At 70.5% G+C, this 14,321-nt stretch carries 11 protein-coding genes; 8 read left to right on the top strand and 3 right to left on the bottom strand.

From position 1 onward, the window contains the following. The first annotated feature begins 113 nt into the window (after window positions 1–113). The gene (locus tag KGD87_RS10165; protein WP_284667262.1) at window positions 114–1,355 is read left to right on the top strand and encodes a sensor histidine kinase; all 1,242 of its coding nucleotides are present in this window, start codon (window positions 114–116) and stop codon (window positions 1,353–1,355) included. A 3-nt stretch (window positions 1,356–1,358) separates the two neighbouring features. Beyond that, entirely contained in the window at window positions 1,359–2,711 is a 1,353-nt protein-coding gene (locus KGD87_RS10160) for a sigma-54-dependent transcriptional regulator (RefSeq protein WP_284667261.1), read from the top strand. 63 nt (window positions 2,712–2,774) lie between these two features. Here KGD87_RS10160 and KGD87_RS10155 read toward each other — a convergent pair whose 3' ends face one another. Then, window positions 2,775–3,368 carry a hypothetical protein gene (locus KGD87_RS10155; RefSeq protein WP_284667260.1) on the bottom strand — a complete coding sequence of 198 codons (594 nt, stop codon included), beginning with the start codon at window positions 3,366–3,368 and terminating at the stop codon, window positions 2,775–2,777. A gap of 31 nt (window positions 3,369–3,399) precedes the next feature. On the opposite strand from KGD87_RS10155, the gene KGD87_RS10150 reads away from it, so the two are divergent. Continuing rightward, on the top strand, window positions 3,400–3,936 hold the full coding sequence (locus KGD87_RS10150) for a tetratricopeptide repeat protein (protein WP_284667259.1): 537 nt from the start codon (window positions 3,400–3,402) through the stop codon (window positions 3,934–3,936). A 77-nt stretch (window positions 3,937–4,013) separates the two neighbouring features. Here KGD87_RS10150 and KGD87_RS10145 read toward each other — a convergent pair whose 3' ends face one another. Continuing rightward, window positions 4,014–6,419: an endonuclease MutS2 gene (locus KGD87_RS10145; RefSeq protein ID WP_284668611.1), complete on the bottom strand. Its 2,406-nt coding sequence runs from the start codon at window positions 6,417–6,419 to the stop codon at window positions 4,014–4,016. A 75-nt stretch (window positions 6,420–6,494) separates the two neighbouring features. Here KGD87_RS10145 and KGD87_RS10140 point away from each other — a divergent pair, with 75 nt between their 5' ends. The 5 genes from KGD87_RS10140 to nadD all read left to right on the top strand — a co-directional run bounded on the left by KGD87_RS10140 (window position 6,495) and on the right by nadD (window position 11,077). After that, window positions 6,495–7,223, top strand: coding sequence for a tetratricopeptide repeat protein (locus KGD87_RS10140; protein ID WP_284667258.1), 729 nt, complete (start codon window positions 6,495–6,497; stop codon window positions 7,221–7,223). Between the two features lie 68 nt (window positions 7,224–7,291). Continuing rightward, window positions 7,292–8,608 (top strand): adenylate/guanylate cyclase domain-containing protein, encoded by a 1,317-nt coding sequence (locus tag KGD87_RS10135; protein WP_284667257.1) that lies wholly within the window; start codon window positions 7,292–7,294, stop codon window positions 8,606–8,608. Further along, on the top strand, window positions 8,608–9,828 hold the full coding sequence (locus KGD87_RS10130) for an exo-beta-N-acetylmuramidase NamZ family protein (RefSeq protein ID WP_284667256.1): 1,221 nt from the start codon (window positions 8,608–8,610) through the stop codon (window positions 9,826–9,828). The genes KGD87_RS10135 and KGD87_RS10130 overlap by 1 nt, the downstream gene beginning before the upstream one ends. A 3-nt stretch (window positions 9,829–9,831) precedes the next feature. Then, window positions 9,832–10,503, top strand: coding sequence for a hypothetical protein (locus tag KGD87_RS10125; RefSeq protein ID WP_284667255.1), 672 nt, complete (start codon window positions 9,832–9,834; stop codon window positions 10,501–10,503). Between the two features lies 1 nt (window position 10,504). Further along, window positions 10,505–11,077, top strand: a complete 573-nt coding sequence (gene nadD, locus KGD87_RS10120; RefSeq protein WP_284667254.1) for a nicotinate (nicotinamide) nucleotide adenylyltransferase — start codon at window positions 10,505–10,507, stop codon at window positions 11,075–11,077. 12 nt (window positions 11,078–11,089) lie between these two features. On the opposite strand, the gene KGD87_RS10115 is transcribed toward nadD, so the two are convergent. Next, entirely contained in the window at window positions 11,090–14,266 is a 3,177-nt protein-coding gene (locus KGD87_RS10115) for a hypothetical protein (protein WP_502888015.1), read from the bottom strand. Window positions 14,267–14,321: the final 55 nt, after the last annotated feature.

The following is a 14,321-nucleotide window of genomic DNA, read 5'->3' as shown; positions in this document are numbered from 1 at the left end:
CATGCAGAGTTCGCAGCCTGTGGAGGTGTGCGATGGAGCTGGAGTCCCCGCGGCGGAGGTCGGCGATGAGCGGCGCTCGCTGGTGGCGGCCGCTTGGGCCTCGAGCGCCCTGGGTGGCGGCGGTGCTCATGTGCGCGGTGCTGATGTCCGCGGCGCTGTTCATCCGGAACACGGCCATGGAGTCGTCCGCCCTGGTGGCTCGGGGCATGGCCAACGTCATCATGGTGGCCGGCTTCGAGGCCTTCCGCGACGCGGAGGGCCTGCCGGACCTGTCCGCGCTGAACGCCTTCCTGGCGTCCCACATGGAGGGCGGCCTGCGCTACGTGGCCGTCATGGAGGACGACCGGGTGCTGGCGTCGGCCGGGGAGGGGAAGCTGGGGCGGCTCCTCTTCCAGGAGGGCGCGCCGCTGGTGGTCGAAGGGGCGCGCGCGCGCCTGGTCCACCGCATCCGGCGTCCTCGGCCCGCGTACGGCCCCCTGACGCAGCAGGAGGTGCGGGCCTTGTCGGAGCAGGGGGCGTCGCAGGAGCCGCGCAAGCACCTGCGCATGGTCTACGAGTTCGCGCCGCTCACCGCCCTGGAGCTGGAGTCGCGCTCGCGGCGTCTGCTGGGCGTGGCGGTGGCCTCGTGCGTGGGCATCCTGGTGTTGGCCTTCGCCTTCTCCCGGTTGTTGGCGCAGCGCGAGGCGCTGTCGGAGGAGCTGGAGCGCGGTCGGCGGCTGGCGGCCCTGGGCACCATGTCCGCGGTGCTGGCGCATGAGCTGCGCAATCCCCTGGCCTCGCTCAAGGGCCATGCGCAGTTGCTCGCCGAGCGCGTGGAGCGTGACGCCGTCCTGGCGCCCAAGGCGGACCGGGTGGTGTCGGAGGCCGTCCGGCTGGAGCAGTTGATGAACGACCTGCTGGGCTTCGTGGCCAGCGGTGAGCTGCGCCGCGTGGAGGCGGACCCCAATGACGTGCTCCGCGCGGCGGTGGAGAGCGCCGGCGCGACGCGGGTGGAGGCTCACTACCTGCCGGACCGCACGCCCTGGCCGCTGGACGCGGGCCGGTTGCAGCAGGCGCTGGAGAACGTGCTGCGCAACGCCGTCCAGGCCAGCCCCGAAGGCCAGCGCGTGGAGGCGACCGTGGAGCGGCGGGACACGTCCCTGGTGTTCACGGTGAAGGACCATGGGCCCGGCATCGCGGCGGGGGAGGAGGAGCGCATCTTCGAGCCCTTCATCACGGGACGCGTTCGCGGCGTGGGCCTGGGGCTGGCCATCACCCGCCGCATCGTCGAGCTGCATGGCGGCACGGTGAGCGCGCGGAGCCATGCCGGCGGTGGCGCGGAGTTCCGCCTCACCGTGCCCGCGAGAGGAGCCTGAGCCATGGCGCGAATCCTGGTGGCGGATGACGAAGAGGGCGTGCGCTCGTTCCTTGCCGAGGCGCTGGAGTACGAAGGGCACTCGGTGACGATGGCCGCCGACGGCGAAGAGGCCGCGAGGCTGATGGCGCGGCAGGGCGTGGACCTGTTGCTCACGGACCTGCGGATGCCGGGGATGGACGGGCTGACGCTGCTGCGCAAGGTGCGCGAGGAGCAGCCCGACGTGGAGGTGGTGGTGCTCACCGCCGTGGGCACGGTGGAGAGCGCCGTGGCGGCGATGAAGGCGGGCGCCTTCGACTACCTGCTGAAGCCGGTGGGCAGCCCCGCCGAGCTGCGCATGACGGTGGCGCGGGCCCTGGAGCGGCGCGCGCTGCTCAACTGGAAGACGCAGGCGCGGCAGTCCGCGGGCGCGGTGGAGCTGAGCTGGGGCGCTCCCGCCATGCACCCGGTGGTGGAGGCGCTGCGGAAGGTGTCGCCCACGCAGGCCACGGTGCTGCTGGTGGGGGAGAGCGGCACTGGCAAGGAGGTGACGGCGCGGGCCCTGCACCAGTGGAGCGAGCGCGCTGATGGGCCCTTCGTGGCCGTCAACTGCGCGGCGCTGACGGAGACGCTCCTGGAGAGCGAACTCTTCGGCCACGAGAAGGGCGCGTTCACCGGCGCGGTGGCCCAGCGGCGCGGCCGCATCGAGCTGGCGCAGGGCGGCACCTTCTTCCTCGACGAGGTCGGCGAGCTGAAGGCCGAGCTCCAGGCCAAGCTGCTGCGCGTCCTCCAGGAGCGCCGCTTCGAGCGCGTGGGCGGCACGCGGACCCTGGAGGCCGACGTGCGCTGGGTGGCGGCCACCAACCGCGACCTCAAGGGGATGATGGCGCGCGGTGAGTTCCGTGAGGACCTCTACCACCGGCTGGCCGTGTTCCCCATCCGGCTGCCGTCCCTGCGTGAGCGGCGCGAGGATTTGCGGCCGCTGTCGGAGCTGCTGCTGCGCCGCATCGGCGACGAGCTGGGACGCCCGGGGCTGCGCCTGTCACCCGAAGCCGTGGCGCGCCTGGAGGCGTTCACCTGGCCCGGCAATGTCCGCGAGCTGCGCAACGCGCTCGAGCGGGCCGCCATCCTCGCGGATGGGCCGGTGGTGGAGCCTGGGCACCTGTGGCTGGATCCGACGGGCGCGGCGGGGCCCGTGGTGGATGCGCCCGTCTCGGAGGGGGGCCGGCTTCCCAGCCTGACGCTGGAGGAGCTGGAGCGACGGGCCATTGAGCAGGCCATCGCGGACGAGGCGGGCAACCGCAAGCGCGCCGCTCAGCGGCTGGGGATTGGCTTGCGGACGCTGTACGACAAGCTGCGGCGCTACGAGTCGCCCTGAGCGCATCGAGCGGCGCGGAGATGCACCTCCGCGCCGCGAGTGCCCCGGCAACCTACGCGGGGGTCACGGAGGGCCGTTGCCCTGCCGCTTCGAGTTCAGCTCCACCGCGGTGGCGTAGATCTGCGCCCAGGAGCGGTACTTCACGCGATCCAGGAAGCCCTTCTGGTCGTTCGCGTAGTCGAACATGTCCTTGCGGAAGAGGGCGTCGGCGGCCTTGCGCGCATCCGGCCCGAGCGGCGTGCCCTTCTTGTCGAAGTAGCGCAGCAGGTCGTAGCCGTAGTCGTGCGTCTTGGCCGCGGGGTCGAACTCCTTGTCCGGGCCAATCTTCAGCGGGACGGAGGCGTAGCCCAGCGGGTCCTGCATCCGCTGCCCGTGCGGCGTCTGGATGGCGTAGGGCTTGTAGCCGATGACCTTCTCGAAGTCCGCCGGAGGAGGGCGGGCGCCGGTCAGGTACTCCATCATCAGCTTGCCGTGGTCGCCCGCGGGCGCCGCACCCACCTTCGCCGTGCGCTGGAGCGCCGTCGTCGTGTTGCTGAACGAGTCCTTCTGGTGGATGGCCGCGGGGACAGCGGCGGCGTTGGGCTTTTCCGCGGTGGGCGACTCCGAGGAGGAGTTCGCCGGGCGGCGGGCCGAGACGGGGGCGTTTCGAACGAGCATGATGAAGTCCGGGGGAGAGCTTCCTCTCAGTTTGTCGCAGTTTGTAGACTTGAAGTTGCGTGGAAATGACCGACGCACCGCGTGGTGCCAGGAGAACTCAGTGGAAACGGACCTTTATCGCGACGGAATGGCCCGGCTGGACGCGGGGGATGTGGCCGAAGCCCGCCGTCTGCTGGAAGAGGCGCTGCGCAAGTTTCCCGGCGACGTGGCGGTGATGCACGGATTGTCTCGCGTGTTGGATCGGGCGGGCGAGCGCGCACGCTCCGTGGAGCTGCTGGAGCACGCCCATGCTCGGGCGCCCTCGGAGCCGGGCCCGGCGCATGACCTGGCCATGGCGCTGCTGGAGCGGGAGGAGGACACACGGGCGGTCCAGGTCCTCACGCCCGTGCTGGAGGCCCACCCCGAGGACACGCGGGCGCACCTCTTCATGGCCATGGCCCTGGCGAAGTCGGACGCCGCGCGTGCTCGCGTTCACACCGCGAAAGCCCTGACGGACTCGAATCCCGACGTGAAGCTGCAGGCCAAGGCCCTGGACGACGTGCTCGCGGAGCACCAGCGCGTGTCCTGAGCTGCGCCACGCGCGGAGCGATGCCCGGAGCGCGCTACCAGGGCATCGCTTCGATTCAGTCCGTATCGCGGGTGCGCTCAGGCGCGAAGGGCGATCACGGTCACCCCGTCCCCGCCTTCGTGGCCCTCCCCCGGCCGGTACATGCGGATGTACGGCGACGCGGACAGGTAGTCACGGATGGCCTGCTTGAGCGCCCCCGTGCCATGGCCGTGGATGACGAGCGCGGCTTCTTCGCCGCTGCGCATGCCCCGGTCCAGGAAGGACTCCAGCTCCGCCAGCGCGTCGTCCGCGCGCATGCCCCGCACGTCGCAGCGGAAGTTCGTGGCTTCCACCTCGGCGGGCGCCGCGGAGGCCGCGCGCTTGAGCGCCGAGTCCTGTTTCTGACGCTCCGGGAACTTCGCCTGCTGCGGCTTGCGCGTGCGCGCGCCTGACAGCTCCGTGGTGGGCACGCGCATCTTCAGCGCGCCACCCGCGGACACCACCGCGTGGCTGTCCGCCAGCTCCAGGATTTCCACATCGCGGCTCAGCCCCGAGTGGTGCACCCAGGCGCCCACCTTCAGGTTGGCCGGGCCGGGGGCCTCCACCTGGAACAGCTCCGCCTTGGCGGCCAGGGCGCGCTTCTGCGCTTCGTCCGCGCGCTGCTGGAGCTGCTGCCGGGCCTCGGAGAGGGCCTTCTCGTTCTGCTCGGAGCGCAGCTTCGTCAGCAGCTTCTGCACCTCCGCCGCCGCGTGCTCGCTGGCCGCGTGCACGTCGTCGTTGAACTGCATCATCCGGGCGCGGCGCTCGCGCTCGAAGGTCTGCTTCTGCTTCTCCAGGTCGGCCCGGAGCGCCTCGGCCTCCTGGGCCGCCACGCGGGCGCGCTCCAGCTCCTCGTGGAGCTTGCGCCGCTCCTCCTCGGCCGCCGCCAGCGCCTTGGTGAGCGGACCGCCCGCGTTGACGGACAGCTCCCGGGCGCGCTCGCACACGCGCAGGGGCAGGCCCACGCGCGCCGCCATCTCGATGGCCGACGACTGGCCCGCGGCGCCCATCTGGAGCCGGTAGGTGGGGGCCATGCGCTTCGAGTCGAAGCCCACGCGCGCGTTGAGGAAGCGCGGGTCCATGTGCGCCAGCGCCTTGAGCTCCTCCAGGTGCGTGGTGACGAGCACCACCACGCCCTTGGACATCAGCTCCTCCAGCACGGCGATGGCGATGGCCGCGCCCTCGCGGGGGTCGGTGTCCGCGGCGATTTCGTCGATGAGGACCAGCGAGCCCTCGCCCACGGCGCCGATGATGTCGCGCAGCATCACCACGTGCGCGCTGAACGTGGACAGGCCCTGCTCCAGGTTCTGCGCGTCACCCACGGTGGAGTGGACGGAGCGGTACAGCGGCATCCGGGAGCCTTCGGCCACCGGAATCGGCAGGCCGGCGCGGAGCATCAGCGCGCAGAGGCCCACGCCTGTCAGCGTCACCGTCTTGCCGCCCGCGTTGGGGCCGGAGACGACCAGGGCCTTCGCGTCGCCCGTGAGCGTCACGTCGTTGGCCACCACCTCTGCGCCCTTGAGCACCAGGCGCGGGTGGCGCAACTGCCGCAGCTGCATGTCGGTGACGTTCTCGAAGGTCGGCGTGCTGGCTGCCAGGTCCGCGGCGAGGAGGGCCACGCCTTCGGCCTCGTCCAGCTCCGCCACGGCGTCCAGGCCCTCCAGGATGCGCTCCGACTCCCGGCCGAGCTGGTCGCTCAGGGCCTGGAGCACCTTGCGCTCCTCCTCGGTCACCTCCGACTGGGCGATGGCGAGGTCGTTGCCCAGCCCCACCATGGCCTGGGGCTCCATGAAGAGCGTCTGGCCCGTCTGGCTGGCGTTGTGGACGATGCCGTCCACCTCCGAGCGGTAGTTGGCCACCACCGGCACCACGTAACGTCCGTTGCGGAGCGTGTAGTAGTTCTCGCGCAGCTTGGGGAGGAAGGCCTCGTCGTGGAGCAGCTCGTCGAGCCGCGACTTGATGCGGCGGTGGAGGCCGCGTGCCCGGTCCCGGGCCTCGCGCAGCTCCGGGCTGGCGCGGTCGGAGATCTCACCGTCCGGTTCGAAACACTGGTCGATGCGGCGGGCCAGCGGCTCCAGCGAGGGCATCCGGCGGGCAATCTCCACCAGCCGGGGGACGCGGGCTTTACGCTCGTCCAGCGCCTCGCGGGTGCGGACGAAGGCGAACAGGAGCTGCGCCGAGTCGATGAGCTGGCGGGGCTCCAGCATGCCGCCCTTGGCCGCATGGCCAATGGGCGTGCGCAGGTCCGTCACGCCACCCAGGGGGAGGGAGAACTGCTCCTGGGACAACGCGCGCGTCTCCGTGACGAGCGCGAGGGCCTCCGCCACGGCCTCGGGGGTGTCCAGGAAGGGCCGGGCGAGCACCCGCTCCCTGCCTGGCTCCGTCCTGCAGCGTTGCGCCAACGCGCGGAGCACATCCGCGAAGCCCAGGTCTTCCAGCGTTCTTTGCGATATCTGCACGGTCATGGGTTTCATGCGCGGCCGTTTGGCCGTCAAGAGGATCTATTGAGGCGCCCGGGTCGGCTCTGCTATCAGCCGCACATGAGGTGGGTCATTCTGATGGCTTTGCTGGCGGGCGCGACTGACGCAGCGGAGCCTTCCGCCCTGACACCGGCCTCGTCACGGACGGTGGCTTCGCTCCCGGAGGCCCTGGCCCTGGAAGCGGATGGGAATGATGCGGGCGCCATGGCGGCGCTGGAGGACCTGGTCCGGGCCCAACCCGCGTGGGAGCTGCCCCGGTTGGAGCTGGCCCGGCTCCTGTTGAAGACGGGCGGCGCGCTGGAGCAGGCGGAGTCCCACCTGAACGCCGCGCTCCAGCAGGCTCCCAATAATCCCCGCGGCTGGTACCTGCGGGGATTGTTGTGGGAAGAGCGGGATGACCGTCGGCAGGCCGTCCAGGCGTACGAGCGGGCCGTCCAACTGCGCGCGTCCTATGAGGAAGCCCGCTTCCGGCTCGGGACGCTCTGGAGGGACCTGGGAGATTTGCTCAAGTCGGAGTTGCACCTGCGTTACCTGTCTCGGCTGAAGCCGGAGTGGGTGCAGGTGCGCCTCCAACTGGCGGAGGTGCTGGAGAAGCAGGAGCGCTTGCTGGACGCGGAGAAGGAGCTGCTGGCGGCGCGAGGCTTCCAGCCGGCCAGTCCGCTGGTCCTCCGGCGGCTCGCCGACTTCTACGCGCGCACGGGGCGACCCCAGCTCGCGGAGCGGGTCCGCGCGTCGCTGGGAGCCCCTCCGAAGCGGCGAATGCGCGACCTCAAACCATCTCGTCGCTGACAGCGAGCAGTCATGCGGTACGCGGTTGCGATTGCGCCCTCGACGGTGGCGCATACACTGCGCGGGCTTTGAAGACCGCCAACCTCGCCATCGTCTTCACCGACATCAAGGGCTTCACCGAGCGGACCAGCCGGCAGACGCTGGAGGAGAACCAGCGCCTGCTCCAGGTCCACGAGGCCCTGCTGGCGCCGCTGTTCAAGGCGTTTGGCGGGCGCATCGTGAAGTCCATCGGTGACGCGTACCTCGTCACGTTCGAATCGCCCACCCAGGCGGTGCTCAGCGGCATCGCCATCCAGGACCGGCTGTGGCACCACAACCGGACGGTGGAGGTGCCGGAGCAGCTTCACGTCCGCGTGGCCATCAACGTGGGCGAGGTGCGGCTGGACGGGAACGACATCTTCGGCGAGCCCGTCAACATCGCCGCCCGGGTGGAGGGCATCGCCGAGGCGGGCGAGGTGTACTTCACCGAGGCCGTCTACCTGTCCATGAACAAGGCGGAGGTGCCTTCGAAGGAAGTGGGCGCCTTCGAGCTGAAGGGCATCCCGGGGAAGATTCGCGTCTTCCACGTGCCCCGGGCGCCGTACCGCGTGGAGGCCCCCTCCGCCAGCGCCATCGCCGAGGAGCCAGGCGCCGAATCAGCGCCGCCCTTCGGGAACCTGGCCCTGTCCCGCGTGGCGGAGGCTTCGTCGCCGGGGGCGCAGGTGGATTTGTCAGTGCTGGGCCAGCGTGCCGCGGCGGGCGCCGCGGTCATCAGTCAGCGCGCGGCCGCGGGGGCCACGGTGCTGGGGCATCAGGCCGCGGAGCTGGGACGGCAGGCGCGCACGGTGAGCGGTTCGCTCTTCTCGCGCGGCATGGCGGCGCTTCCGCCGCAGGTCTTGAAGCACCGCGCGCTGGTGGGCGTGGGCGCGGCCGTCGTGCTCGCGGGCGTGGCGATGCTGGCGTTCAGCGGCGACGAGACGGTGCGCGCCATCAAGGCGGTGGAGCGGGCGCCGGAGGAGGAGCGGACCGCGCTGGCCAAGGACGTCCGGACCCTCATCATGAAGGAGGAGGACTCCGGGCGGCGCAACTTCCTGCTGGGTCGCTTGACGGAAGCGACGGGCAAGCCCGATGACGCGCTGAAGGTCTACTCCACGGCCGTGAAGGCCGGCAGCCGCGCCGCGGAGGACCGCCTCATCGAGATGCTGTCGCATGCGCGGTGCGACGTGCGCTCGGATGCCGCGTCCACGGTGGGCCGGCTCCAGTTGAAGCGGGCGGTGAGCGCGCTGGAGGACCTGCAGTCCGACGGCGGTCCCGATGACGGGTCGCGGACGGGCCTGTTCGGCTTGTCCAAGTGCGACTCGAAGCAGGCCGCGCAAAGCGCGCTCAAGGGCTTCAAGGGGCGTTGATGCGCCGGCCCTCGGGGCTGGCTGAGGAAGGGACGGCCGTGACGAAGGTGAAGACGGGACTGGACGTGTGGGTGGAGCAGGGCTTCTCCGCGTTGAAGGGCAAGCGCGTGGGCGCCATCGTGAACCCCACCAGCGTGGATGCTCGCTTCCGCCACCTGGCGGACCTGCTGTCGGGCGCGGACGGCGTCACGCTGGCGGCGCTCTTCGGTCCGGAGCACGGCATCCGCGGTGAGGCGCAGTACATGGTCGCCGTGGACGAGGCGAAGGACCGCCGCACCGGCGTGCCGGTGTACAGCCTCTACGGCGCCACCTTCGAGTCGCTGTCGCCCCGGCAGGCGTCGCTCCAGGGGCTGGACGCGCTCGTCTTCGACATCCAGGACGTGGGCAGCCGCTACTACACCTACGTCTACACCATGGCGCTGGCCATGAAGGCCGCGGCGAAGGCCCGCGTGCCCTTCTACGTGCTGGACCGGCCGAACCCGCTCAACGGCGTGGCGATGGAAGGCAACCTGGTGGGGGAGGGCTTCCGCTCCTTCGTGGGCCTGTACCCGCTGCCCAACCGCCACGGCATGACGGCGGGGGAGCTGGCCCGCCTCTTCAACGCCCAGGAGGGCTTCGGCTGCGACCTGACGGTGGTGCCGTGCGAGGGCTGGCACCGCGGCCAGTTCTGGTCGGAGACGGGGCTGCCCTTCCTCTCGCCGTCGCCGAACATGCCCACCGCCGACACCGCGCTGGTGTACCCGGGCATGTGCCTGGGCGAGGGCACCAACGTCTCGGAGGGGCGTGGCACCTGCCGTCCCTTCGAGCAGTTCGGCGCGCCGTGGGTGGACACGGACCAGTTGCTGGCGCGGCTGGCGAAGGAGGACCTGCCCGGGGTCGCCTTCCGGGCCGTGGGCTTCACGCCGACGTTCGACAAGTACACGGGCCAGTCCTGCAACGGCGCCTTCATCCACGTGACGGACCGGCAGGCCTTCCAACCCCTGCGCACCGGCGTCGCCATCTTCCAGGCGCTGCATGACATTGGCCCGGGCTCGTTCGGCTGGCGCGCGGATGCCTACGAGTTCGTCGAGGACGTGCCCGCCTTCGACCTGCTCTGCGGGACGGACCAGGTGCGCCGAGGCATCGAGGCGGGGTGGCCGCTGGAGCGGTTGCTGGAGGGGTTCTCCGCTCAGACGGAAACGTTCGCACGTCACAGGACGTCCTACCTGCTATACGCTTGAGGCGTGATCGGCGTCTTCTCTGACAGCCATGGGGACCTCGAAGCCTTCGACGCGGCCTACGAGCTGCTGCGCTCCAAGGGGGCGCGGCGTTTTCTCTTCGCGGGCGCGCGCTACACGGACCTGGATGAGTGGGTGCTGTGGCGGCGGCAGAAGAGCCGGGGCGGGCGTGAGTACTCGGACGCGGACTTCCTGGCGGACGTGACGAACTGGCTGGGCAGCCAGGACGCGCTGCCTCGCACGCCGTCGCGCGCGGAGGCTCCGGCGGACGTGGCCTCGGAGGACGACCGTCGGCTCGTCATGGAGCGCTTCATCCGCGTGCCCGAGCGCGAGTCGCTCCAGTACAGAGACCCCTCCATCAACAACAAGGTCATGGACCTGATGGGGGACACGCTGTGCTGCGTGGTGCACGACAAGAACGACCTGACGCGGGATGACCTGCTCAACGCGCTGCTCTTCGTCCACGGCAAGGAGCCGGACCCCAAGGTGGTGCAGATTGGCCCGCGCTACTTCCTGACGCCGGGACGGCTGGTGGGCGCCGCCGAGCAGACGTGCGCGCTGCTGGAGAAGGTGGACCGGAACCTGCGCTTCTCCGCGTTCCGCCTGGACGGGCACTCGATATTGGAGCCCCAGGTCATCGTTCTGGAGAAGAAGGCTCCGAAGTTGTCCCTCAAGTGACGTGAGGCCCGCCGTGCAGGTCGCGCTCCTCGGAGGCTCGTTCAATCCGCCCCATGTGGGGCACCTCATGGCCGCCACCTACGTCCATGCCACCCAGGCCGTGGACGAAGTGTGGCTGATGCCGTCCTGGCAGCACCCGTTCGGCAAGCAGATGGAGCCCTTCGAGCATCGCGTCGCCATGTGCGAGGCGCTGTGCGCGGAGACGTCCGGCTGGCTGAAGACGAGCCGGATTGAGCAGGAGCCGGGCCTCTCCGGCCGCACCGTGGACACGCTGACCCTGCTGGTGGCGCGGCATCCGGACATCCGCTGGTCCATCATCATCGGCAGCGACATCCTGCGCGACCTTCCGCATTGGAAGGACTTCCACCGCATCGAGGAGCTGTCGCGGGTGATGGTTCTCAACCGCGCGGGCTACCCGGCGCCGAACACGCTGGGGCCGCCGCTGGCGGAGGTGTCGTCGTCGCTGATTCGCGACCTGCTCGCGCGCGGCGAGGCCCCGTCGGACCTGGTGCCCGCGCGCGCCATTGCCTATGCGCGCGAGCACGGCCTCTATGGCCTGACGCGGACGCCGTAGCGCCGCCGTCCGTCACAGGCCGAAGCCGATGAGGTGCAGGTGGTCCAGGCCCTGCTCGAACCGGTAGGCGTACTGGTAGAAGAGGGACACCGGCACGGCCTGGCCGAAGGTGAGGTTCAGGTGCGTCGAGGCCCCCACGGCCGCGTGGTTGGCGCGGTTGTCGGTGCGGGCCAGCGAGCCGAAGGCCTCGAAGCCGACGTCGCGCACGAAGAGGGACGGGAAGAGCCACAGCGTGGACGCCCAGCCGTAGTCGATGGGGACACGGTATTGGTACGTCGCGGAGCCGATGAGCGCGTTGCGGGCGCGAATCTCCAGGTCCTCGTAGCCGCGGAGGTACTCGCTGAAGGCGATGCCCGGCTGCAGTTGCAGGGGCAGGGACGCGGTCTGCTGGCTGTCGCGGTTGGTGTACCAGATTTGTCCTGCCCTCAATCCGCCGACCTGAAGGAGCCCGGACGGCGCTCCGGGGAGGAACCGGGCCACCGCGGTGAGCCGGAGGTTGTCGCGCCCCGTGAAGGGCAGGCCGCCCGTGAAGCCGTCGACGCCCAGCCGGACGTCGCCCATCGTGGACTCCCGGAGGAATGCACCGGGATACACGCCCGCGGCCAGCGTCATGCCCAGACCTCGCTGCGTGCTGCCGTAGGACGTGGAGTCGCCCGCGAAGTACGACATGGAGACCTCTGGGCCGATGATGCGCGTCAGCAGGCCTGGGAAGCGGTCCGTGGCGTCGTACTCGCGGCGCAGCGCCAGCACGCCGAACGTCACCGGCGTGGTCCAGAACGCGCGCGACGCGAAGGCCGTGGCCTGGAGGTCCGTGCGCTGATTCTGTCGGATGTACGCGCCCGACACCTGGACGTACCAGGGCGCGAGCTGCGCGTTGCCGTAGGCCAGCGAGAGGCTGGGGGCGTCTTCTCGCGAGTCGAAGGAGAGCAGCAGCGAGTACGCGTGGAAGCCGAGCCGGTCCTGCCCCGCCAGGGCCAGCCCGCCCATCGCGTACGTGTCGTCCGTGTTGTCGGGGTCGGTCCCCGCGAGCAGATAGGGCACGCGGAGCTCGGGGATGAAGAAGCGCTCCAGCGGTGAGTAGGGCTCGTCCGAGAGGATTTGAAGTTCCGTGCCCGGGGCCGGCGGGGCCTCGACAGGGCCGTCGAGGCCCGTGGGTGCGGTGGGCGCGTCTTCGGCCGCGGGGGATGGGGACGGCGGTGCGCTGTCCTCGGGAGCAGGGAACGCGGCGAACTCGGACTCGGCAGGCACGGCCGTGGCCGTCTGATCCGACTCCGACGACGGAGGCTCCGTGTGCATGTCGGGGAGCCGGGGCGCTCCGGGTTCGGCCTCGGCCTCGGGAGATGTCGCCGAAGGGTGGGGTGCCTGCGCCAGCACCGCGTGCCCCTCTACCTCCACGCGCGCTGTTCCAGCGTCAGCCTCCACTGGCGCAATGGGCACCAGTGGGGCGCGGTCGATGGTGAAGTTCAGCCCATCCCGGTTGAGGAACACCACCTCCCCGGTCCCCACGGGATGGACGTCCATCACCAGGTGGGGCGCGTCCGTGATGCGAACCACCTCTCGCGTCGTCACCGTGAGGACGTGGGCCTGCAGCCGTCCCTCGTGCTCCCGGAGGAACACGAGGCGTTCATCATCCAGCCACCTGGGCGAGTAGTTGAAGCGCCCATCGCGCGTCAGCCACCGAAGGCGTCCGTCCGCTTCCCGCAGCACCAGGTCCCAACCCGAGTCCCCGGAGACGGGGAAGACGACCCGCTCACCATCCGGAGCGACCGCGGGCGGCCCCACGGAAGTGCTGGCGCTGAAGTCGGTGAGGGCCGTCCGGGTGCCCGTCTCCAAATCCAGCCGCGCCACGTTGGCCGAATCCCCGTCGACGCGGACGTAGACGTAGGCCGTCTCATCCGGGGTGATGCCGCCGCCCATCCCCATCACGTCGTCCCAGAGCCGAACGACGTCACCGGTGCGCGCATCCACCTTCCACAGCTTCGCCGTGTAGCCCCCTTCCGTGTTCAGGTCGGCCATCACCAGGTACAGCCACGCGCCATCGCGGCTGAACGACATGCCGCTCACCAGCGTCGCGGAGCCCAGCACCCAGCGGCGCCCGGGCAGCAGCTCCACCAACGGACGCTCGAAGCGCACGCGGCCGTCCGGCTCCAACACCGTCAACCGCGTGTAGCGCTCCCGGCCCACGCCCACCGTCGCGGTGACGCCACTGGCCGCGTGCGAGGCCAGCCGGGAGAAGTAGCCCGCGTCGGACACCCACGTCCGCTGCGTCGAGGGCCGCTCGCGCACCCGCAGGTCCTCCCGCAGCGACTGCGTGTACTCCGCGAACAGCGAGCCGATGTCCCGCCCGTACACGCGCTTGAAGCGCAGCGTCACCGCCAGCGGTGGCACCAGGGAGCCGCCCTGCTCGTCCACCAGCTTCCAAAGCTTCGCCTCCCCGTAGCGCGCCGCGAGGTACTCCACGAAGTGCATTCCGGTGATGTAGTTGCCGCCGAACGGGTCCAGCGCGCGCTGCTCGGGGGACAGGTAGCCGGGGTTCAGCCGTCCCCCGGTGGCCTGCACCACGGAGTCGTACCAGCCGCGCCAGATGGGGCTGTGCGGCCGTCCCGCGTCCTTGTCGAACTGGCCTTCGTAGTAGGTGGCCAGTCCTTCCAGGAACCACGACTCCGTATAGGAGTTGGGCTGGAACAGGCCGCCCGTGACGAGGTTGAGGAAGCCCCACACGCCGTCCGTCTGCTGGAGCTGCACGTAGTGGACGGCCTCGTGGCAGGCCACGTCGCCGACGTCCACCTCGCCCAGGTTGAACAGGTGGAACAGCTCCAGCGTCAGGTGGGACGGCATCACCATCTGCTGAGGCGTGCTGGCGTAGTCGGGGACCACGTAGGCGTTGTTGAAGTTGGAGCTCGTCAGGTAGACGAGCACCCGGTCCCGCTTCTTCTTCCGCCACGTCTGCTCGTGGAGGCGGGCCACGCAGCCCTCCAGCCGCGACGCCATGCGCAGGGCCGCGCCCCGGAGCTGGGCGGGGTAGTAGAGCTCCAGGGACTCCGTCGTGAGCTTGCGCATCTCGTCCCGAGCGAACGAGGCCTGGATGTTCTGGGGGAAACGGGGTGTGACGAAGGCACACCCGCCGTTTGTCAGCAGGAGACAGGTGGCGAGGACAGCCCAGCGAAGCCACCAGCGGGAAGCGGGCATGCGGGCCATCCTACAGGCCACAAATCGTAGCCACGACCGCGATTTTCACGGTAAG

It is taken from the genome of Myxococcus sp. SDU36 (assembly GCF_030168875.1).
GTDB lineage: Bacteria > Myxococcota > Myxococcia > Myxococcales > Myxococcaceae > Myxococcus > Myxococcus vastator.
The sequence above is the reverse complement of the archived record's forward strand: the minus strand, read 5'-3'. Positions and strand labels throughout refer to the sequence as shown.

Bases quoted from the DNA above. Each gene is read 5' to 3' on its own strand.
- KGD87_RS10145 (WP_284668611.1), bottom strand. From the start codon at position 6,419: ATGACCGTGCAGATATCGCAAAGAACGCTGGAAGACCTGGGCTTCGCG.
- KGD87_RS10115 (WP_502888015.1), bottom strand. From the start codon at position 14,266: ATGCCCGCTTCCCGCTGGTGGCTTCGCTGGGCTGTCCTCGCCACCTGT.
- KGD87_RS10130 (WP_284667256.1), top strand. From the start codon at position 8,608: ATGCGCCGGCCCTCGGGGCTGGCTGAGGAAGGGACGGCCGTGACGAAG.
- KGD87_RS10140 (WP_284667258.1), top strand. From the start codon at position 6,495: ATGAGGTGGGTCATTCTGATGGCTTTGCTGGCGGGCGCGACTGACGCA.
- KGD87_RS10155 (WP_284667260.1), bottom strand. From the start codon at position 3,368: ATGCTCGTTCGAAACGCCCCCGTCTCGGCCCGCCGCCCGGCGAACTCC.
- KGD87_RS10160 (WP_284667261.1), top strand. From the start codon at position 1,359: ATGGCGCGAATCCTGGTGGCGGATGACGAAGAGGGCGTGCGCTCGTTC.